This is a genomic window from Natronomonas salina (assembly GCF_013391105.1).
In the GTDB taxonomy this organism is placed as follows: Archaea; Halobacteriota; Halobacteria; order Halobacteriales; family Haloarculaceae; genus Natronomonas; species Natronomonas salina.
The window spans coordinates 2,591,031-2,611,120 of record NZ_CP058335.1 but is presented as its reverse complement, the minus strand read 5'-3'; the positions used below and the strand labels follow the sequence as shown (position 1 = coordinate 2,611,120).

The following is a 20,090-nucleotide window of genomic DNA, read 5'->3' as shown; positions in this document are numbered from 1 at the left end:
CTCCCACTGCCCTGGTTGACACACCATCAGTACGAACACCATTTATATGTTAAACTGTATTCAGCGATATCAAATATCAAGTCTGCAGCTAACCCAATCTCCGAACCAAAACTGCTCTTAGCGGCGATATCGACGTGAAGAAGAAAATCACATAGTAAATTAATTAAAATTTTTTCTCATACCTCCAAATGGACGCTACTGTATTCGTCACGGTCGCGACCGAAATCGAATCTCGTTCAACCCGCCGAACCCGTCTGCGGAGTTATATGCGACATCACCAATCCACGTAGTATGCGTATTTCGAGCGGCGTGGCCGGATTCGACGACCTGATCGAGGGCGGGCTCCCGTCCAGCAGACTGTACGTGATCTGTGGTCCACCCGGCAGCGGCAAGACGACGTTCTCGAGTCAGTTCCTCGTCGAGGGGGTCAGACAGGGCGACAACTGCCTGTTCGTCAGCATGCACGAGTCGAGGGAGGACATCGTCGACGACATGTCGGGGTACGATTTCGACTTCGACCAGGCCATCAGGACCGACCGGATGGCCTTCATCGACGTGTTCTCCAACGACGGCAAGCAGCTGTTCCGGATGCCCGGCAACCGCCGCGGCAGCAACGACGTGGTCAACCGGCTCACGAGCCACATCGAGTCCCAGAACGTCGATCGGATCGTCATCGACTCGACGATGCTGCTCCAGTACTTCCTCGACGACACCGACAACAGCGCGATCCAGTTCTTCACGGCCCTGAAACGAACCGACGTGACGGCCATCCTCATCTCGGAGATGACCGATCCGAGCGCCTACGCCGACGAACACTACCTCGCGCACGGGGTCATCTTCCTCCACAATTTCCTGGAGGAGGAGGGGATGCGCCGCGGCGTCCAGGTGCTCAAGATGCGCGGGACGGCCGTCGACACCGACATCCACGAACTCTCGTTCAGCGACGACGGATTGCACGTCGGCGGACAACAGCTCCAGCGTCACTGATGTACGACGCCCACTTCGACGACGACACCGACCTCGACAGTCGCGAGGTGATCAAGCGGGCCTACGCCCTGGGCGTCGCCTCGGTCTGCGGCGACCCGGATCACGAAGCCCGGTTCGAGGAGCTGCGCGCACAATCGCCGGACTCCTACGACGAGAGTCTCGTCGAACTCGCCTACGACGAGGGGCGTGCGAAGGCGCTAGAACTGAAGCCCAACGCGGAGGATTCGACGGAAGTCTGGGAGACCCTCGTCGAGACGAAGCTCCGGTCCGTCGGCGTCGACTCCGGGGCGGGACCGACCGGGTTACCCGACGCGCTCACGCGATCCGACGGTGAGCCCCTTACCGGTCGTCGCCCGGAGAGTCTCGACCTGCCTTCGTTCCTCGAGAAGTAATCCGCGGCGTCTCATCTTCACTCGATCGACTAGTAACCCCGTAGCGGCGCTTCTATCCGTAGATTCGGCGCACAGAACGAGCCACAGAGGTGGCCCCAACCCAGGTTTTCTATATCGCAGTAGACGATTTATTATATAAGCAGAACCGCACTCGTACCCCTTTTGGGCGTCGACACGCTAGAGGCGGTGAGATGGTCCAGAACGTCGCCACGCAGATGGCCGAGTTGGAGCAGGAGGACTTCCACCTGCTGTCGGGCATCGAGCACGGCATGCGGTTCTCCCGGTGGGTTTCGACCGGGAAGATCCCCGAGTTCTCCCGGCTGGACGAGGAGGAAGTCGAGTACCGCGTGGACCGCTGCATGGACCGCGGCCTAGTTGAACGGAAGACGATCCAGTACACCGGGTACCGCCTCACCTTTGAGGGGTACGACGCGCTCGCGTTGCACACCTTCGCCGAACGCGAATCCATCGACGGCGTGGGCGCACCCCTGGGTGTCGGGAAGGAGAGCGACGTCTACGAAGCCCGGTCGTTCAAGCCGTTGGCGCTGAAGTACCACCGCGAGGGGTACACGAACTTCCGCGAGGTACAGAAGGAGCGGGAGTACACCGCCGACAAGGAACACCGGTCGTGGCTCTACACCGCCAGGAAGGCTGCAGAGCGCGAGTACGAGGCACTGGAGACGCTCTACCCGGCCGTCAGCGTTCCCAGACCGGTCGATCAGAACCGACACGCGATACTGATGGAGAAGATCGACGGGGTCGAGCTGTCGCGGGCCAAACTCGAACCCGAGCAGGTGATCGGCGTCCTGGACCTCGTGCTCGCCGAGATGGCCACCGCCTACGAGGAGGGGTTCGTGCACGCGGACATGAGCGAGTACAACGTCTTCGTCTCCGCCGACGGCGTCACGGTCTTCGACTGGCCGCAGGCCGTCCCGGCCGAACACGAGAACAGCGACGAGCTGCTCCGCCGCGACGTCGACAATATCCTCGGCTACTTCCAGCGGAAACACCCCGGTGAGACACCGGACGTCGACCGGGAGGCACTGTCGTCGGCGATCCGGAACGACGAGTTCGAGTCAGTGCGCTCCTTCGCCGTTTGAAGCCTCGTTAGCGGATACGAGCCAGTTTTCCTGACTTCTAGAGACGCGATATCGGATTCAGGCCAGGTATAAGGTAAACTGTATGTCGCGATATCAAATGGCGCCGAAGCAGTTTGGTTCCTCTTCGATAAATACTGGCCATACAAGCCGTAGCGTCCCGATTTCGGCATTTTTCCCTATATTTGTATTTAATTCAATACTGCCGCTACGCCATCAGACTTCAGACATTTCAGTTCACGATGAATGGCTGAACCGATCTACGACATAGTGTTGCCGCTCACCTAGGTGACAACATTGACGAGCGTCTCGACGTGACTGGGGGGAAGACGGAGATGGCCATTTCGTTTCCGGAGACCGGATCGAGAGAGGATATGCCTGTTCGCGCGCGTAACGTACTGCCAACTGCACCGAGAACACGGGCAAATAGGCATGGCACCGAGGTCCGCAGGACGGCCATTCACACTGAATCCGGCCTCGAGCAGCGCGTTTTCCTCGGACAATCCCCGAGTGAGCTGGCTTTACACCCCTCCGGCAGATCGGGGCCATCGAGGGCCAAACGAAGCAACCGCGCGAAGTGCTCGAGGTTCTTACTGCCCCCATACTACCGGCTAAACTCGGGTTCACCACGGGGTACTCGACGGGTTTCCGGAGTGCGAACCCGCGTCGGTCCCGGACGAGGGGGCAGTCCCGGAGGCAGCAATCGACTGTTCAGGGTCGATTGCTTCGACGAGCTCTTAGACTTGTCCGGGTAGAGGCCGCATAGATACCCGACAGCGGTGCTCTGGTGGAGAAGCTTCCCAGATTCACAGCCTCAGCGCCCATCTGTTCCCGGACCTTGGTGACACTTCCGTCCAGAAATCGCCCGACGTAGTCGTCTAAGTCCAGCTGGACGTCGAAGTGGCATCCGTCCATTCCACCACGTAGACGTTCTATCAACCCTCAGTTGCCGGTTTAGGGCTTTAACCGAGATCTGAAAACCCGGAGTCCCGTGGTAGAGTAACTTTCAAGCGGTGTAACGAGAGCTGACGAGAATCGTAGTTCGGCTCGCTGCACTATTTTGGTATCGTGCTATACAGTTTATCTCTTAAGAGACTGTCTCTCTGGAGATGTTCGATCCCATCGAACGACTCGAGCGTAACGATCAAGCCCTATTCTCCACTCCATTGGCACCCCATACACATTGGGAGTCATTAACTATCAATCCTTAGCTCGCTCAACTGCCATGCTACCGCTGAGTCAAATCTGCACCCGCGCCCAGTCCGATCTCCACAGACCCAATCCGGAATTCGGAGAGAGGACCACAACCAGAGACCCGAACAGCTCCAGAGGTTCTAAGCGGGCTGCTATACTTTAGATTAAGTTAGTATAAATAGAAATATTGCCAGCCAGGACTATTGAGCCAGAGATTTTTGATTTGAAGCCACCAACACGGCTCAGACCCCATAAACCGAATGTCGCGATATAGAATATTTACCAGATGCCCTCTCCAGAGACGCTCAGATCCCCCTATTTCGGGTCGGAAAACCGTTCTAAAGTCGATATCGTGAGATTTAAATGTGCCAACACACCACATTGACCGTCAGATCCTGCCAGAGCCGACGGCGTCGAGGGCGTTCCGAAGCCCTTAACCGGAGGAATAGAGAACTACGGGTAACTCGCTGGACGACGGGCACCAGTGGGCACCTGTCTACGCAGGTCGGGATGTGATCCGCCGACGCGGATTGAACCACGCAACGCCCGTGGTGAACATCATGGCACGAAGCTTCTACTCGCACATACGGGAGGCGTGGAAGACGCCGAAGGAAGGAAAGCTCGCGGAACTGCAGTGGCAGCGCCAGCAGGACTGGCGCGACCAGGGTTCCATCGAACGCGTCGAGCGACCGACGCGGCTGGACAAGGCGCGCTCGCTCGGCTACAAGGCCAAGCAGGGCGTCGTCGTCGCCCGGGTGTCGGTCCGGAAGGGCAGCGCCCGCAAGCAGCGCTTCAAGGCCGGCCGCCGGTCGAAGCGCCAGGGTGTCAACAAGATCACCCGCCGGAAGAACCTCCAGCGCATCGCCGAGGAACGCGCCGGACGGAAGTTCCGCAACCTGCGCGTGCTCAACAGCTACTGGGTCGGTGAGGACGGCTCCCAGAAGTGGTTCGAAGTCATCATGCTCGACCCCGAGCACGGCGCCATCCAGAACGACGACGAGCTGAGCTGGATCTGCGACAGCAGCCAGAAGGGCCGCGCCTACCGCGGGCGCACCTCCGCCGGCCAGCGCGGCCGCGGCCAGCAGAACCGCGGCAAGGGGACCGAACACACGTTCCCGAGCATCCGCGCGAACGACAAGCGCGGCAAGTAACTCCGGCCACGCGGCCGGCGGCGATTTCCCACGGACGAATTTCTCGCGGTTGCGATGGACGCGGAGCGCCCCGCACGTTTTTAGCCGACGCCGGCCGTCCAGAGTGGCATGCGCAACTTCGAGATCGGCAGCGTGACGGGCATCCCCGTCCGGCTGAACGTCACCCTGCTGGTCTTCCTGCCGGTGCTGGCGTGGCTCGTCTCCCGCCCGGAGCAGATGGCCCAGTACGCGAGCCTCGTCGAGGTGATATCGCCGCACCCCGTCGACGTGGCGACGCTGCAGACCGGCTACACCGCCGAGCTGATCGGCGTCGCCGCCGCGGTCGGCCTCTTCGTCGGCGTCCTGCTGCACGAGCTGGGCCACTCCTGGACGGCCCGTCGCTACGACATCACCATCACCTCGATCACGCTGTGGATCTTCGGCGGCCTCGCCCGCATGGAGGACCTCCCTGAGGACTGGAACGTCGAGTTCTACGTCGCGCTGGCTGGCCCGGCGATGAGCGTCCTCGTCGGCGTCGGCTGCTACGCGCTGCTGTTCGTCGTCCCGCCGGAGCCGGCGCTGCTGTTCTTGGTGGGCTGGCTCGCGGTCATCAACCTCACGCTCGCGGCGTTCAACATGCTCCCGGCGTTCCCGATGGACGGCGGGCGCGTCCTCCGGGCGCTGCTGGCGCGGGAGCGCCCGTACGCCGAGGCGACACGGACCGCCGCCGCCGTCGGCAAGGGGATGGCCGTCCTGCTGGCGGTCGTCGCCGTTCTGCTGCTGGCACCGCTGATGCTGCTGGTCGCGATGTTCGTCTACGTCGCCGCGGGCGCGGAGTCCCGCGCCACCGTCATCCGCGACCTGCTGCGGGGCATGACCGCCCGCGAACTGATGTCCAGCGACGTCCGGACGGTCGCGCCGGGGGCGACCGTCGCGGAGTTCCTCGAGCGCGTCGTCACCGAGCGGACGGTCGCCTACCCCGTGATGGACGGCGAGACCGTCACCGGACTGGTGACCCTCGACGTCGTCCGGACCGTACCCCGCGAGCGGCGCGACTCGACGACCGTCGCGGACGTGATGGGCGCGGCGCCCCCGACGGTCGCCCCCGACGCCGACGCCTTCGAGGCCCTCCGGGCGCTCAGCGAGTCGCGGGGCGACCGACTGCTCGTCACCGAGCGCGGGCGGTTCGTCGGTCAGATTACGTCGGCGGACTTCGTCACCGCCATCGAGGTGCTGCAGGGGCTGGGACGGAACCGCGGGCTCGACGCCCCCGACGGATACGCCTGAGCCGGCCGCCCACCCGACCCGGCCGCCGCGCCGAGGTTTATGAACGAAGGCGCGGCCAGAGGAGGCCATGGGCCACCGGACGCTCGTCGCCTACGACCGCGCTGGCTACGACCTCCACTACTCGCACTGGGGCGTCGACTCCGACGCCCTCACCCCGGAGACGCCGTTCGGCGGACCGCCGGACGACGGGTGGGCCGGCGAGTGCGCCGACGAACTGCTCGACCCGGCGGGCGGCTACCTCACCGGCGACCACGAGACGGCGGTCGATCCCGATCCGGTGGCGACGGGCCTGTCCTTCGTCGAGGTCTGCGAGCGCGTGGACCCGCTGATCCACGAGGCGCTGTACGTCGTCGACCGTGACTTCGCCGTCCGGACGTACCTCGTCCTCGCGCTGCGCGGGCCGGGCGACGACCACCGGCCGACCGCCGCGCTGGTCGGGTACGACGGCGAGCGCGACGCGACCTACCTCCGCGGGTGGCTGGCCGGCGCCCGGTCGGTCCGCGACGTCCACGCGCTCGAGGACGGCGCCGTCGTCCGGGCGCTCCGCTGGCTCGACGCCGACCGCGGGACGCTCGTCTACCTGGACCGAGCGCGGACCGACGACGAGTCCGGGGCCGACGCCACCCAATAGCCAAGGGTGCGCCCGGCGTAGTCCCGGGCATCCAGATGCCAGAGTTCGATCTCGTCGTCCTCGGCGGTGGTACGGGCAACATCGTCGCCTCGGCGGCCGCCGAGGCGGGGATGGACGTCGCGCTCGTCGAGCGCGGCCGACTCGGCGGGACCTGCCTCAACCGCGGGTGCAACCCGACGAAGAAGCTCATCCACCGGGCGGACGTCGCCGAGACGGTGCGGAGCGCCGAGGCTCTCGGCATCGAGGCCTCGGTGGACGACGTCGACTACCAGGGTATCGTCGACGAGGTCCGGACGACGATACGGGAGGCGGCCGAGGCGAAGACGGAGCGAGCGCGCGAGCGCGACGGTATCTCCCTGTACCAGTGCGAGGGGCAGTTCGTCGACGAGCGGACGGTGGCGGTCGACGGCGAAGCCAGCGATGGCGACGGCGCGGACGACAGCGGGGACAGCGACCGGCTCACCGCCGAGCGGGTCGTCCTCGCCGGCGGCTCCCGACCGATGGTCCCCGACCCCATCGACGGTACCGACGCGACGGAGTTCCTCACGAGCGACGACGCGCTGTGGCTCTCCGAGCGGCCGGACCGCCTCGTGGTCGTCGGCGGCGGCTACATCGCCGTCGAGATGTGTCACTTCTTCTCTCAGATGGGAACCGAGGTGGTCGTCGTCGGCCGCGGCGAACGCCTCCTCGACGAGGAGGACCGGGACGTCGCCGAGCGACTCACCGGGGCCTACGAGGAGAAGCACGAACTCCACCTCGGGTACAGCGCGACGGCCATCGAGGAGGCCGGCGGCGAGAAGGTGGTCACCGCCGAGAGCGACGACGGCGAGGGAATCGAGGTCGCCGGCGACCGACTGCTGCTGGCGACCGGGCGGCAGCCGAACTCGGACACCTGGAACGTCTCGGCGGCCGGGATCGAGACCACGGAGAAGGGGTTCGTCGAGACCGACGAGTACCTGCGCACCTCCGCGGACGGCGTCTACGCCATCGGCGACATCGCCGGGAATCACATGTTCAAGCACTCCGGCGACAAGGAGGCGAAGTACGTCGTCGAGAACGCGGTCCGCGGGAACGAGGTCGCCGTCGAGTACCCGGGGATGGCCCACGCCGTCTTCGGCTCGCCGCAGGTCGCCAGCCTCGGCGAGACGGAGGCCGACCTCGAGGACGGGCGCTACGAGGTCGGGACCTGCGAGTACGACGAGACCGCACTCGGGTCCGCCCTCGAACAGGGCGGCTTCGCGAAGGTCCTCGTCGCCGAGGACGACGCGGTGCTCGGCTGTCACGTGGTCGGGCCGGAGGCCTCGACGCTGATCCACGAGGTGAGCACGGCGGTGGCGGCCGGCGCCGACGCGACGACCGTCGCGGAGACCATCCACGTCCACCCCGCGCTCTCGGAGGTCGTCCAGGGCGCGTTCCGTGACGTCCGGGACGTGGCGCCGTCGGGGATCTGAGCGCCGAGTTACGGGCGGGTATTTACCGGCATGGGCGGGCCAGTACAGCCCAGCGGGGGGACGTAGACCTATTATAAAGCGCCTTTCGCCGGCTGGGCGACTCCCCGCCTGCATGGTACGACTCGACCGCCGGTCCCTGATGGCCACGTCGGTGGCGGCCGCCGCCGGGGCGGCCACGATGGGACTGACGAGCGCACAGGACGGAGACGGCGACACGCGGAACGCCCCCTGGGTCGACGGCGACCTCAAGCGGTTCGCGACGACCGCCTTCGGCGCCGAGGTGACCGGGCCCTTCGTCACCGAGACGGACGAACTGATCTTCAGCCTCCAGCACCCGAGCCGCGACAACCCCGAGCCGTTCGACAGGGGCGGCGTCGGCGTCGTCGAGGGGTTCCAGTTCCAGCAGGACGGGACGAACGACGACTTCGAGGAGCTCGCGGCGCCGCGAACCGACGAGGAGCAGGGACGGGTCCGCGTCGCCGACGGCGAGTACGAGCTCCTCGTTCAGGAGGGCGACCCCATCGACGGCGGCGACGAGCGGTTCGGCCACCCGACGACGCCGGACGGGACCGACGTCGCCGAGTTCGCTGGCAGCCGGTACGGCGACGTCGGCTACAACCAGGACATGAACCAGTTCGTCGCCACGGCGGACGACGGCACCGCGGGCTACCTCTTCACCAACGTCGAGACCAGCCCGGGGAGCATCACCCGGATGCCGATCGAACGCGACGACGACGGCGGCTGGCACGCCGACCTCGAGAACACGGAGAACCTCGAGAACGCCGCGGCCTTCCGTGCCATCGGCGGGACGCGCATCAACTGCTACGGGGACCTCAGCCCGTGGGAGACGCCGCTGTCCGCCGAGGAGAACTACGCCCACCCCCGTGTGGCCGGCCCCGCGACCGTCAGCGACGTCGTCGAGCGGGGCGACGGCGTCGGGCGCCGCGGCGCCGCCGCGTTCTGGAACCGGCCGAATCCGATGGACGCCCAGGAGGCGATCGACGACGTCTTCGGCGACGAGTCCTGGAGCCTCCAGGGGTCGTGGGCCCTCGGCGGCGTCGAGATGCTCGCCTACTACCTCGGCGCCGACCCGGTCGACCAGGCCGACGGCGAGAACACCCTCGAACCGATCGGCGAGGGGTACCCGAACCCCTACCGCTACGGCTACATCGTCGAGATCCGGGACCCGACCGCCGACGAGCCGACGCCCGTCAAGCACTGGGCGATGGGTCGGGCGGCCTTCGAGGCCCCGGACGTCCAGGCCGACCGGAAGACCGTCTACCTCACCTCCGACGGCGAGAACAAGGGGGTCTACAAGTTCGTCGCCGACCGGCCGATCCACAGCTACGAGGACGCCGGCGACGTCGCGGGCACGCTCCACGTCGCGGAGGTGACCAACGACGAAGCCGCGAAGAGCCACCCGCCCGCCGAGGTCGACCTCGAGGTCGAGTGGGTCGAACTCGGCCACGTGAGCAACGCCGAGGTGGAGTCGTGGATCGCCGAGTACGACGACCTCACCCAGCGCGACTACCTCGAGACCCACGCCGACACCGACTGGGAGGACGACCTCGAGGCCGCGCTCCGGGAGGCCGACGAGGCGGTCGCCCGCGGCGGCAACCGCGACCTGATCACCGACGAGGAGATCCTCGAGTGGGCCGAGCAGTACGAGGCACACGGCCCCGACGGGGTCGACGAGGAACTCCGGAAGGTCCCGTTCCTCGAGACCCGCGCCGCGGCCAAGGAGATCGACGCCACCGTCGAGTTCCGGAAGGCCGAGGGCGTCGACAGCATCGACGACGCGACGGCCGGTGACCACCTCTACGTGGGCATCTCGGAGCTCAACGACGGGATGTCCGACGACGAGGGCGACCTCCGGATCCAGCGCGTCGACGGCGGCGTCGTCTACCGCGCCGAACTCGACGAGGACTACGACGTCTCGACGCTGGAGCCCGTGGTCGTCGGCGCCGACGCCTCCGACCCGCCGCAGGTCATCGACGACGTGCCCATCAACATCGACAACGTCCTCGTCCTCGAGGACGGCCGCGTCCTCCTCTGCGAGGACGCCTCCCAGTACAACCGGACCTACCCCAACGACGGCCTCTGGGTGTACGAACCCGAGGACGGCGACGGGGACCGCGGGCACGGCAACGACGAGGGGGCCGACGAGGACAACCCCGGCCGCGGTCGGGGCAGGGGCTGCTGAGCGGCGCTCTGTCGGCCGAACTCCCGTCGAGGAACCCGAACGACCCACCTCTTTCTTCGAGAAGACGTCGGCGGCGAGCAGCGACAATCGAACCAAATCTACTCGATGGGGTCGAGAATACGACGCGGTCCACCGTCGAACGGGCGATGGGATACTGCAACTGAGGGCCACGGAGCCGTCCGTACGGCTCCTAGCAACCGTCTTTGCACCACGGGGACGACTGACACATGATGCTGGACCAGAACGAACTGACGTCGCGGAACCGACTGCCGTCGACCGCCGGAACCGCAGCGGGTGCCGTCGAACGCGTCGACGACCAGCGCGGCAGCAGCCTGGAGGAGCCCGCGCTCGCCCCGAGCGACGAGACGGAGTACCGCTGCTGTCCGGTCTGTGAGTTCGCCAGCCCGGAGTACGACGACGTCTACGTCCACCTGATGACGGCCCACCGGAAGAGCACGATCAGCTCGATGCTCCTGGATCGTCTCTGATCGACGAGACCGACCCCCCAACGAATCGGGGGTCGACCCGACGCGGATTACAGTTGAATACTCTCTCAATAGCCCGATATACCAAGGAGAGGCTTATCACCCATGTACAGCCGGAATCAGCGCATATCTGGGTTTCCAACTTCTTCTGTCACGATCCATCGGAACCATTAATTGAGAGGTCGTTCAAGCGTTGGCCAATGGCAGAGTCACAGGAACGCATCCGGCGGTATCTCGACGACGAACTCGAGGAGTGCCGCAGCGAGGACGTCGACCGTCGCATCTCGGAGTTGGAGGACCTGGAGTCGGCGCTCGGGGGCGGCCGGCTCGCCGCGGAACTGGACGTCCTCTCGGCGCTGGCCAGCGAGACGCGCTATCGGCTCGTCCGCGTGCTCGTCGCCGCCGGCGAGGAGCTCTGTGTCTGCGAACTCAGCGCGGTCGTCGACGTCTCCGACAGCGGGCTCAGCCACGCGCTGTCGGCGCTCGTCGACGCGGGGCTCGTCGAGGGACGCAAGGACGGCCGCTGGAAGAAGTACCGCGCGACGAACCGCGCGGTCGCGCTCGTGACGGTCCTGGAGGGGTGCGTCGACGGTGAGTGAGGTCGCCCGCGAGCACGGCCCCGACTGCGGCTGCGAGAGCTGCGGGGACCCACGGTCGATGGACTTCCTGGACCGCTACCTCACCGTCTGGATCTTCGCCGCGATGGCGGTGGGCGTCGGGCTCGGTTCCGTCGCGCAGTCGGTGACCGAGCCGATCCGCGAGTACCACCTCGTCGAACTCGGCCTGGTCCTGATGATGTACCCGCCGCTGGCGAAGGCGGACTACTCGCGGCTCCCGACCGTGTTCCGCAACTGGCGCGTCCTGGGGCTGAGCCTCGTCCAGAACTGGCTCGTCGGCCCGACGCTGATGTTCGCGCTGGCCGTCGTCTTCTTCGGCGGCGTCGTCCCAGGGCTGCCGGCCCGCCCCGAGTACTTCCTCGGGCTCGTCTTCATCGGGATGGCCCGCTGCATCGCGATGGTCCTGGTCTGGAACGAGCTGGCGGAGGGCTCCCCCGAGTACGTCACCGGGCTGGTCGCGTTCAACAGCCTCTTCCAGATCGTCACGTACGGCGTCTACGTCTGGTTCTTCGCGCTCGTCCTGCCGCCGATGCTCGGGATGGAGTCGCTCGTCGCCGGCGTCACGACCTTCGACGTCTCGCCGGTGCAGGTGTTCGAGGCCATCGTCGTCTTCCTCGGCGTCCCCTTCGCCGCGGGCTTCCTCTCCCGCTACGTCGGCACCCGGCGGAAGGGCGAGGCGTGGTACGACGAGACGTTCGTCCCGGCGGTCGACCCGCTGACCCTCGTCGCGCTGCTGTTCACGGTCGTCGTGATGTTCGCCACGCAGGGCGGCCGCATCGTCGCCGCGCCGACCGACGTGCTGCTCATCGCGGTCCCGCTGACGATCTACTTCGTCGTCATGTTCCTCGTGAGCTTCGGGATGGGCCGGGGGGTCGGCGCCGACTACTCGACGACCACCGCCATCGGGTTCACCGCGGCCTCGAACAACTTCGAGCTCGCCATCGCCGTCGCCGTCGCGGTCTTCGGCGTCGGCTCGAGCGTCGCCTTCGCGACCGTCGTCGGGCCGCTCATCGAGGTGCCCGTCCTCCTGGCGCTCGTCCACGTCGCGCTGTACTTCCAGCGGCGGTTCGAGTGGACCGGCCGGACCGCGACCGGACGCGGCGAATCGACCGCGGAGCCGACGACGGACGACGACTGACCGACCGTGACCGAGAGCGACCCCACGACGGTGGCGTTCGTCTGCGTCCAGAACGCCGGCCGGTCGCAAATGGCGTACGCCTTCGCGCGGCGGGAACTCGACGCGGGGGGCCTCGAGGGCGACGTCTCGCTGGTGACCGGCGGGACGCGGCCGGCCGACGAGGTGCACCCGGAGGTTGTCGCGGCGATGGAAGAGATCGGGATCGACGTCTCCGACCGCACCCCGAGGGAGGTGACCGTCGAGGAACTCCGGCGCAGCGACCTGGTGGTCACGATGGGCTGTTCGGCGGACGACGTCTGCCCGGCCGGGTGGGGCGGGGAGAACCGCGACTGGGATCTGGACGACCCGGACGGACGTCCCCCCGCGGCGGTCGCCGCGATACGGGACGAGATTCGACGACGGGTCGCCCAGCTGTTCGACGAGCTCGCCTGAAGAGGTCGGGCACCGACGCCGGCTGGAGCGAGGATGGAGTCGCCGACCGCGCCGGTCAGCGACGCTGCGCGAGCTCGGCGACGTTCCGCCCGTGGGCGGCCGTCCGCACGAGAGCGTCGTGGACGTCCGAGAGGAGGTAGGCGTCCTCGTCGGCGCGCTCCTCGTAGAGGTCGCGGTCGAGGGCCTCGAGGTCCGCGTCGAGCGCGTCGGCCTGGCTGCGCGCGCGCTCGATCCGGGTCCCGTCCTCCTCGAGGACGCCGCCGACCGTGCCGTCGACGACCGCCCGGGTGCGACCGCCGAGATCGGTGATCCGTTCGGCCAGGTCCTCGGCGGGTGGCGCCGAGAGCCGCCCGGCCACCGCGGCGATGCGCTCGGCGTGGTCGCCGACCCGCTCGAGCTGCCGGGCGCACATGTAGGAGGCGAAGGCGGCCTCGCGGCTGACGCCGAGGCGGTGCAGCTCCTCGATGTCGGCCAGCGACCGCCGGAAGTTGCGGGCCACGAGCGCGAACAGCCGGTCGACGTCGTCGTCGACGTCCCGGACCAGCGACGCGCGGTCGGCGTCGGCCTCGACGACGGTCTCGACGGCCTCCTCGTGCATCGACAGCGTCACGGTGAGGCACTGCTCGACGGCGTCCGACAGCGACACCTGCTCGGTCTCGAGGACGTCGTAGAGCTCGACGTGGCTGTCGCTCTCCTCGAGGACCTCGAGGCCGGCCAGCTGGGTGCTCGCGCGGCGGGCGACCCGCCGGTGGACCGGCTCGATGCCGCCGTTCGCCCGGATCTCGATGGCGTCGTTGCCGGCGAGGTACGCCGCCGTGACGCGGTCCCACAGCGCCGCCTCGTCGACGCCGTAGGCGTCGATGCGCTTCCGGCCCAGGTTGTCGCCGTCGTCGACCGGGCGGACGACCAGCGACCGGTCGCGGTGGGGGTAGAGGTAGAGCCGCGTCCCGACGGCGACGCCGTTGTCGTCGGCCCACTCCTTCGGCAGCGAGACGGTGTACGTCGAGCCGCCGGTCAGCTGGACCTTCCGCTCGCTGGGGCCGTCAATAGAGGAGCTCATCGTCGTTCTCCTCCATGTAGAGCGTCCGCGCGGCGATGTTCACGGCGTGGTCGCCGACCCGCTCGAGGTCACGGATCATCAGCAACACGAGCGACACCTCGTCCATGATGGCCTCCACCCGCGACTCGGAGAGGTCGCCGTGCTCCCGCGTGATGAGGTCCCGGACGACGACCTCGCCGGCCTGTTCGCAGTGCGTGTCGACCTCGTCGTCCCGGCGGTCGATCTCGAAGCAGGCGGCGGCGTCGCCGCGGTCGAACGCGTCGATAGCGTCCTCGACCATCTCGGCCGTCAGCGCGCCGATCCGGCGGACGTCCACCTCCGCGTAGACGCCGCCGCCGACCTCGGCGGCGTAGGCCGCGAGGTTGGTCGCGAGGTCGCCGATCCGCTCGAGGTCGGTGATGATCTTGAACGACGCGGCGACGAAGCGGAGGTCGCCGGCGACGGGCTGCTCGAGGGCGAACAGGTCGATGCACTCGGACTCGAGGTCGAGGTACAGCTCGTTGATCTCGTGGTCGCCCTCGACGACCTCGCGGGCCAGCCGCCTGTCGCCGGACTCGAGGGTCTCGAGGGCCAGCCGTAGCCGCTGGACGACCAGGTCGGCCATCTCGACGACGCGGTCGCGGAGCGCGGCCAGCCGGCGCTGGTAGGATTCCCGGGGCATGGTTATCCGAACTTCCCCGTGATGTAGTCCTCGACGCGCTGGTCGTCCGGGTTCTCGAAGACCGTCTCGGTGTCGTCGACCTCGACGAGTTCGCCGCCGGTGAGGAACACCGCCGTCCGGTCGGAGATGCGGGCCGCCTGCTGCATGTTGTGGGTGACGATGACGACGGTGTACTCCTCGGCGAGGTCGGCGATGAGGTCCTCGACCTTCGAGGTCGCGATCGGGTCGAGCGCCGACGCGGGTTCGTCCATCAGGACGACCTCGGGGTCGGGCGCGATGGCGCGGGCGATGCAGACCCGCTGTTGCTGGCCGCCGGAGAGGTCCAGCGCAGAGCGGTCCAGCCGCCCCTCGACCTCGTCCCAGAGGGCCGCCCGGCGGAGGGCCGACTCGACGCGCTCGTCGACGTCGCCGTCGAAGCCCTGGACCCGGAGTCCGTAGGCGACGTTGTCGTAGATGGACTTCGGGAACGGGTTCGGCGTCTGGAAGACCATCCCGATCCGCCGTCTGAGCGCGACGGGGTCGACGTCCTCGTCGTAGACGTTCTTGCCCCCGAGTTCGACCGTCCCGTCCACCCGGGCGGCGCCGATGAGGTCGTTCATCCGGTTGAGACACCGGAGGAACGTCGACTTCCCGCACCCCCGAGGGCCCGATGAGCGCGGTCACCCGCTCCTCGGGGATGTCCAGCGAGACGCTCTGTAAGGCCCGCTGGTCCCCGTAGTAGACGTCGAGGTCCCGCGTCGAGACCACGACGTCGGCCGGGCCGGCGGCCCCGCCGGGGTCGGCGGTCACCTCGGTCTGGACCAGTCCGCCGCCTTCGTCGTTCGTAGGCTGTTCGGCTGCCGTCGAGTCCGATCGGTTTCGTGACATGGGTTACTCGCTCCGCTGGTAGCGGTTCCGCAGGACGATCGCCGTGCCGTTCATCAGCAGCACGACCAGCAGCGTGACGACGCCGGCCGCCAGCACCCCGTACCGGAACTCGGGCTGGATCTCGGAGGACCACGAGAAGATCTGCCGCGGCATCGCGCCGGTCTTGTCGAAGAACCCCTGGGGCGTCGACCGGACGCTCGAGGCGACCCCGATCATCAATAGCGGCGCGGTCTCGCCGATGGCGCGGCCGAGTGCAAGGATGGTGCCGGTGAGGATGCCGGGCATCGCCTCCGGCAGCACGACCTTCTTGGTCGTCTGCCAGCGCGTCGCCCCCATCCCGTAGGAGGCCTGCCGCATCGAGCCGGGAACGGCGCGGATCGACTCCTGGGCGGAGATGATGACGATCGGGAGGATGAGCAGCCCGACCGTGAGCCCGCCCACGACGACGATGCCCGCCCGGAGGCCGATCCCCTGGACGAACAGCGCCAGCCCCAGCAGCCCGTAGACGACGGAGGGGACGCCGGCGAGGTTCCCGATGTTGATCTCGATGAGGTCGACGAGCCGCCCCATCCGCCCCGAGTTCGGCGCGTACTCCTCGAGGTAGATGGCGGCGCCGACCCCGACCGGGAACGCCGTCAGCGCGATGACGACGACGATGAGCACCGACCCCACCAGCGCCGGGTAGATGCCGGCCCTGGTGGGCGTCCGGGACGTCGCGCTCGTCAGGAAGCTCCAGTCGAGCCAGGGGTCCGGGCCGGCGAACCCGAGGGCGTTCGTGACGGCGACGCCGGCGAGCAACCCCGCCACGACGACCACGGGGAACGGCAGTCCCTGCAGGCCCTCGCCCCGGCGAGCGACGCCCTCGAGGTAGAAGGCCATCGGGACGACGACCGCGGTCGCGAGGAGGACGCCCGCGTTCGGCGCAGCGCCGGCCAGCATCGCACCGACGGCGCCGACGACGCCGACGAGGGCGGCCCCCGCGGTGAACTCCTTCAGCCCGCGTTCGTCGTCGCGGCGCCGCGAGACGGCGAGCCCGAAGCCGAGCCCGGTCGGGACCGCGACGGTCGCGACGAGCAGTATCCACCCCACCGGCAACACGGGCACGAGCAGCAGGAGTTCGCGGACGCTCGGCAGGAGTTCCGGCGTCGCCAGCGAGACGGTGAACAGTTCGGTGCCGGTCAGCGGGGTCGCGAACGTCCAGTGGACGGAGAGGGCCGGGACACCGAACAGCGACAGGACGGGGGCGGCGAGAAGCACGAGCAGCCGCTCAAGGGCGGCCTGCGAACGGCGACGGCGGTGCAGTTCCACGGCGCCGGCAGCGACCAGGAGGGCGACGACGGTCGCCAGCCACTCCTGGGGGCCGATCAGTTCCCGGAAGATGATCAGGAGGCCGCCGCCGCCGAGCAGGCCGACGACCGGGACGCCGAGGCTCGTGAACGCGACCGCGCCGCTCGCCCGGTCCCGGACGGCGTAGTAGCCGGACAGCGCCAGGACCGGGGCCACGAGCGTGGCGAGGAAGACGGCGTGCCAGCGGGGGTCCGCCGAGAACGGCCGGAAGGCGTCGTTCGCGACGTACACCAGCAGCGCGGCGACCACGGCGATGCCGAAGACGGTTGCGAGGGCGCAGACGGCCTCGAAGACGAGGCCGCGGAACCGGCTCACCGACTCCGTCTCCGACGGCGACTCGATCGAGACGGGGGTGTCGGCGGGTTCGCCCGCCATCAGCCGATCACCCCGTTCATTCGTACTCCTCCCGGTACCGGTCCGCGATGCGGTTGCTGAGGTAGTTCATGCAGAACGTGATGGCGAACAGCGTCAGTCCGAGCGCGAACATGCTCTTGTACGTCGGCGAGGCGGCGCTGACGTCGCTCGTCACCGCCTGCACCATCGCCGAGGTCATCGTCTGCCCGGAGTTCGAGACCGTCGCCGCCGGGTCGACGTAGGGGATGCCGAAGAGCCCCGTCTGGACGGCCGGCATCCTGGGTCGCAGCCCCATCGCCATGACGACGACCATCGTCTCCCCGATGGCCCGCGAGAGCGCGAGGATGAACGACGCGAAGATGCCGGACGTCGCCGCCGGGATGACGATGACGGTCGAGACGTCGAACTTGGTCGCGCCGAGGCCGTAGCCGGCCTGCCGCAGGGACTCCGGGACGGCGCTCATCGCGTCCTCGGAGAGCGACGAGACCATCGGGATGATGAGGATCCCGACCATGATGGAGGCGCTCAGGATGTTGAACGTCCCCAGGTCCAGGCCGAACCGGCGCAGGAATGGGGTGAGGTACACGAGCGCGAGGTAACCGTAGACGACCGTCGGAATCCCGGCGAGGATCTCCAGGCCGGGCTTGAGGACGGCGCGGACCCGCTCGGAGGCGTACTCGCTGAGGTACACCGCGGCCGCGACGCCCGTCGGGATGGCCACCAGCGCCGCGATGACGGTCACCGCGAGCGTCCCGAAGATGAGCGGCAGCGCGCCGAACTCCTCCCTGGCGGTGACCCACGACGTCCCCGTGTAGAACTCGATGGGTGGGACCATCAGGAAGAACTGGACGGCGTCGACGGCGAGCGCGGCGACGATGCCGGCGGTGACGAGTACCGATACCGCGGCGCAGAGGAACAGCAGCCACCGGTAGAGCCGTTCGCGGGCGCTCCGGCTGCGCTGGCCGCCGGTCAGCTGCAACGAGTTCGATTCGGTGCCCATGAGGGATGGAGAGTACGGCTGTTCAGTTACCCGCGAGCTCGTCGAGCTTGCCGAGGTTCTCGTCCCGGAGGTCGGTGCTGGAGGGGACGTAGCCGATGTCGGAGACCATGTCCGTCTCGGCCTTCTGGAAGTAGAACTTCAGGAACTCGTAGACGTGCTTCTGCTGGACGGCCGACTCGTTGGGGTAGATGAACAGCGGGCGGGCCAGCGGGTAGGAGCCGTCCTTCGCGTTCTCGAGGCTGGGCGGCGTGCAACTGCCGCTCTCCTCGGTCTTGACCTCGACGGCCTTCACCTGGTCGGAGTTCGACTGGTAGTACGCGAATCCGAAGTAGCCCATCGCGTACGGGCTGTCGCGGATGCCCTGGACGATGAGGTTGTCCTCCTCGGTCGGCTCGTGCTGGGCCGTGTGGCCGTGGTCCTCGCCGACGACGTTCTCGTTGAACCAGTCGTACGTCCCCGAGGTGGAGGCCGGGCCGAACAGCTCGATGTCCTCGTCGGGCCAGTCGTCGCGGACGTCGGACCACTGCTGGGCGCCGTCCTCCCGCCAGATCTGGGACAGCTCGTCGAAGGTCATGCAGTCGACCCAGTCGGCGTCGTTGTTGACGGCCACCGTCAGCGCGTCGCTGGCGACCTGGAACTCGACCGGTTCGACGTCGTTCGACTGGCACTGCTCCAGTTCCGAGTCCTTGATGGGCCGGGAGGCGCCGTTGATGTCGGAGTTCCCCGGGCAGAAGTGGTTCTCGAACCCGCCGCCGGTGCCGGTCGAGTCGACCGGGATGTCCACCCCGGAGTGCTGCTTCATGAACTCCTCGGCCATCGCGTCGGAGACGGGGAACACCGTACTGCTCCCGGTGATGACGATCTCCCCGGAGAGGTCGCCGGAGCCGCCGTTCCCGTCGCCGCCCGTGCTGTTGTTGCCGTCGTCGTTCCCGCCAGTCTCCGTGCAGCCGGCGACCAGCGCCCCGCCGAGTGCGGCGCCGCCGGCGATGAACGCGCGTCGCGAACTCGATTCCACCCTGCTTCCGTCGGTCTCTGGTTCGGAAACCATCACCAGCGGCTACCCGGAGTTGGTATAAATACCGTGCTAATTTGTATATATCTCGGGCTATCCCCCTATAGTTTGACGCATAGATAGCGATACTGGTACGAGAGTATATATTTCGATATATAGCGGTACGTACCGCTCCAGTCGGAGTTCCAGGCGGTGAACGATGGGAGGGGAACGTTCGCGAGGACTACCGAGCCCTTCGTACCAGTACCGGCGCTCACGGAGCCCAATTACACACCGTAAAGGGGTCGCTCGCCGGCACGTCGGCCATGTCACGACCTGACGACCGCGACGCGGCCGGCGAGGGGCTCGAGAACACCGTCGAGACGTACATCAAGGACGTCCGTATCGTCGGGACCGGTGGCGAGGACCCCCGCTACCGATTCGAAGCCCCGCTCCACGAGCCGGTGGCTTTCGACGACCTCGACACCGCGCGCATCTACGCCGACGTCTACTTCGACGTCAACGGCTTCCGGGAGGAGGGCACCGGCGAACACGGCGTCCCGCCCGAGATCTTCCAGGGCGGCAAGGACACCCTCGCGGCGTACCTGCTGACGCGACCCGGCGTCGACGTGAACTGGGTCGCCTCGTTCCTCGGGGTCGACCGGGTCGAGGTCGACCGGTACGTCTCCTGGGTCCGGGACCGCGCGACGACAATCCGCGAGCGGGCCAGAGAGCAGGGCGTCGAGTAGGACGACCCTCGCCGGAG

At 67.5% G+C, this 20,090-nt stretch carries 18 protein-coding genes and 1 pseudogene; 13 read left to right on the top strand and 6 right to left on the bottom strand.

Going from position 1 to position 20,090, the window contains the following annotated elements; genetic code table 11:
* Positions 1-291 precede the first annotated feature (291 nt).
* From HWV07_RS13540 to HWV07_RS13485, 12 genes are all read left to right on the top strand, one after another.
* The gene (locus HWV07_RS13540; RefSeq protein ID WP_178334814.1) at positions 292-987 is read left to right on the top strand and encodes an RAD55 family ATPase; all 696 of its coding nucleotides are present in this window, start codon (positions 292-294) and stop codon (positions 985-987) included.
* The gene (locus HWV07_RS13535; protein WP_178334813.1) at positions 987-1,379 is read left to right on the top strand and encodes a DUF8057 family protein; all 393 of its coding nucleotides are present in this window, start codon (positions 987-989) and stop codon (positions 1,377-1,379) included. Before HWV07_RS13540 ends, HWV07_RS13535 begins: the two co-directional genes overlap by 1 nt.
* Before the next feature lie 191 nt (positions 1,380-1,570).
* Positions 1,571-2,479: a serine/threonine-protein kinase RIO2 gene (locus tag HWV07_RS13530; protein WP_178334812.1), complete on the top strand. Its 909-nt coding sequence runs from the start codon at positions 1,571-1,573 to the stop codon at positions 2,477-2,479.
* 1,751 nt (positions 2,480-4,230) lie between these two features.
* Complete coding sequence (locus HWV07_RS13525) at positions 4,231-4,821, top strand: 50S ribosomal protein L15e (protein ID WP_178334811.1); 591 nt, start codon at positions 4,231-4,233, stop codon at positions 4,819-4,821.
* A gap of 108 nt (positions 4,822-4,929) precedes the next feature.
* Positions 4,930-6,087 carry a site-2 protease family protein gene (locus HWV07_RS13520; protein ID WP_178334810.1) on the top strand — a complete coding sequence of 386 codons (1,158 nt, stop codon included), beginning with the start codon at positions 4,930-4,932 and terminating at the stop codon, positions 6,085-6,087.
* A 67-nt stretch (positions 6,088-6,154) separates the two neighbouring features.
* Complete coding sequence (locus HWV07_RS13515; RefSeq protein WP_178334809.1) at positions 6,155-6,718, top strand: DUF6735 family protein; 564 nt, start codon at positions 6,155-6,157, stop codon at positions 6,716-6,718.
* A gap of 35 nt (positions 6,719-6,753) precedes the next feature.
* The gene (locus HWV07_RS13510; protein WP_178334808.1) at positions 6,754-8,169 is read left to right on the top strand and encodes a dihydrolipoyl dehydrogenase family protein; all 1,416 of its coding nucleotides are present in this window, start codon (positions 6,754-6,756) and stop codon (positions 8,167-8,169) included.
* Between the two features lie 112 nt (positions 8,170-8,281).
* Positions 8,282-10,372: an alkaline phosphatase PhoX gene (locus HWV07_RS13505; RefSeq protein WP_178334807.1), complete on the top strand. Its 2,091-nt coding sequence runs from the start codon at positions 8,282-8,284 to the stop codon at positions 10,370-10,372.
* A 227-nt stretch (positions 10,373-10,599) separates the two neighbouring features.
* A complete protein-coding gene (locus HWV07_RS13500) occupies positions 10,600-10,860 on the top strand; it encodes a hypothetical protein (RefSeq protein ID WP_178334806.1) in 261 nt (86 codons plus the stop codon).
* A gap of 197 nt (positions 10,861-11,057) precedes the next feature.
* Positions 11,058-11,456 (top strand): ArsR/SmtB family transcription factor, encoded by a 399-nt coding sequence (locus HWV07_RS13495; RefSeq protein ID WP_178334805.1) that lies wholly within the window; start codon positions 11,058-11,060, stop codon positions 11,454-11,456.
* Positions 11,449-12,612 (top strand): ACR3 family arsenite efflux transporter, encoded by a 1,164-nt coding sequence (arsB, locus tag HWV07_RS13490; protein WP_281362300.1) that lies wholly within the window; start codon positions 11,449-11,451, stop codon positions 12,610-12,612. The genes HWV07_RS13495 and arsB overlap by 8 nt, the downstream gene beginning before the upstream one ends.
* A gap of 6 nt (positions 12,613-12,618) precedes the next feature.
* Positions 12,619-13,044 (top strand): arsenate-mycothiol transferase ArsC, encoded by a 426-nt coding sequence (locus tag HWV07_RS13485; protein WP_178334804.1) that lies wholly within the window; start codon positions 12,619-12,621, stop codon positions 13,042-13,044.
* A 55-nt stretch (positions 13,045-13,099) separates the two neighbouring features.
* On the opposite strand, the gene HWV07_RS13480 is transcribed toward HWV07_RS13485, so the two are convergent.
* The 6 genes and pseudogenes from HWV07_RS13480 to HWV07_RS13455 form a co-directional block, all read right to left on the bottom strand.
* Positions 13,100-14,104 carry a phosphate signaling complex PhoU family protein gene (locus HWV07_RS13480; protein ID WP_178334803.1) on the bottom strand — a complete coding sequence of 335 codons (1,005 nt, stop codon included), beginning with the start codon at positions 14,102-14,104 and terminating at the stop codon, positions 13,100-13,102.
* Positions 14,088-14,765 carry a phosphate signaling complex protein PhoU gene (gene phoU, locus HWV07_RS13475; RefSeq protein WP_178334802.1) on the bottom strand — a complete coding sequence of 226 codons (678 nt, stop codon included), beginning with the start codon at positions 14,763-14,765 and terminating at the stop codon, positions 14,088-14,090. The genes HWV07_RS13480 and phoU overlap by 17 nt, the downstream gene beginning before the upstream one ends.
* 2 nt (positions 14,766-14,767) lie before the next feature.
* Positions 14,768-15,632: pseudogene (pstB, locus tag HWV07_RS13470) on the bottom strand (phosphate ABC transporter ATP-binding protein PstB).
* A 3-nt stretch (positions 15,633-15,635) separates the two neighbouring features.
* Positions 15,636-17,354 carry a phosphate ABC transporter permease PstA gene (gene pstA / locus HWV07_RS13465; RefSeq protein WP_178334801.1) on the bottom strand — a complete coding sequence of 573 codons (1,719 nt, stop codon included), beginning with the start codon at positions 17,352-17,354 and terminating at the stop codon, positions 15,636-15,638.
* Between the two features lie 16 nt (positions 17,355-17,370).
* Positions 17,371-18,333 carry a phosphate ABC transporter permease subunit PstC gene (gene pstC / locus HWV07_RS13460; protein ID WP_178334800.1) on the bottom strand — a complete coding sequence of 321 codons (963 nt, stop codon included), beginning with the start codon at positions 18,331-18,333 and terminating at the stop codon, positions 17,371-17,373.
* Positions 18,334-18,355: 22 nt separating this feature from the next.
* Complete coding sequence (locus HWV07_RS13455; RefSeq protein WP_178334799.1) at positions 18,356-19,381, bottom strand: PstS family phosphate ABC transporter substrate-binding protein; 1,026 nt, start codon at positions 19,379-19,381, stop codon at positions 18,356-18,358.
* A 269-nt stretch (positions 19,382-19,650) separates the two neighbouring features.
* Here HWV07_RS13455 and HWV07_RS13450 point away from each other — a divergent pair, with 269 nt between their 5' ends.
* On the top strand, positions 19,651-20,073 hold the full coding sequence (locus HWV07_RS13450; RefSeq protein WP_178334798.1) for a hypothetical protein: 423 nt from the start codon (positions 19,651-19,653) through the stop codon (positions 20,071-20,073).
* Positions 20,074-20,090: the final 17 nt, after the last annotated feature.

Bases quoted from the DNA above. Each gene is read 5' to 3' on its own strand.
- HWV07_RS13540 (WP_178334814.1), top strand. From the start codon at position 292: ATGCGTATTTCGAGCGGCGTGGCCGGATTCGACGACCTGATCGAGGGC.
- HWV07_RS13535 (WP_178334813.1), top strand. From the start codon at position 987: ATGTACGACGCCCACTTCGACGACGACACCGACCTCGACAGTCGCGAG.
- HWV07_RS13530 (WP_178334812.1), top strand. From the start codon at position 1,571: ATGGTCCAGAACGTCGCCACGCAGATGGCCGAGTTGGAGCAGGAGGAC.
- HWV07_RS13525 (WP_178334811.1), top strand. From the start codon at position 4,231: ATGGCACGAAGCTTCTACTCGCACATACGGGAGGCGTGGAAGACGCCG.
- HWV07_RS13520 (WP_178334810.1), top strand. From the start codon at position 4,930: ATGCGCAACTTCGAGATCGGCAGCGTGACGGGCATCCCCGTCCGGCTG.
- HWV07_RS13515 (WP_178334809.1), top strand. From the start codon at position 6,155: ATGGGCCACCGGACGCTCGTCGCCTACGACCGCGCTGGCTACGACCTC.
- HWV07_RS13510 (WP_178334808.1), top strand. From the start codon at position 6,754: ATGCCAGAGTTCGATCTCGTCGTCCTCGGCGGTGGTACGGGCAACATC.
- HWV07_RS13505 (WP_178334807.1), top strand. From the start codon at position 8,282: ATGGTACGACTCGACCGCCGGTCCCTGATGGCCACGTCGGTGGCGGCC.
- HWV07_RS13500 (WP_178334806.1), top strand. From the start codon at position 10,600: ATGATGCTGGACCAGAACGAACTGACGTCGCGGAACCGACTGCCGTCG.
- HWV07_RS13495 (WP_178334805.1), top strand. From the start codon at position 11,058: ATGGCAGAGTCACAGGAACGCATCCGGCGGTATCTCGACGACGAACTC.
- HWV07_RS13480 (WP_178334803.1), bottom strand. From the start codon at position 14,104: ATGAGCTCCTCTATTGACGGCCCCAGCGAGCGGAAGGTCCAGCTGACC.
- phoU (WP_178334802.1), bottom strand. From the start codon at position 14,765: ATGCCCCGGGAATCCTACCAGCGCCGGCTGGCCGCGCTCCGCGACCGC.
- pstA (WP_178334801.1), bottom strand. From the start codon at position 17,354: ATGGCGGGCGAACCCGCCGACACCCCCGTCTCGATCGAGTCGCCGTCG.
- pstC (WP_178334800.1), bottom strand. From the start codon at position 18,333: ATGGGCACCGAATCGAACTCGTTGCAGCTGACCGGCGGCCAGCGCAGC.
- HWV07_RS13455 (WP_178334799.1), bottom strand. From the start codon at position 19,381: ATGGTTTCCGAACCAGAGACCGACGGAAGCAGGGTGGAATCGAGTTCG.
- HWV07_RS13450 (WP_178334798.1), top strand. From the start codon at position 19,651: ATGTCACGACCTGACGACCGCGACGCGGCCGGCGAGGGGCTCGAGAAC.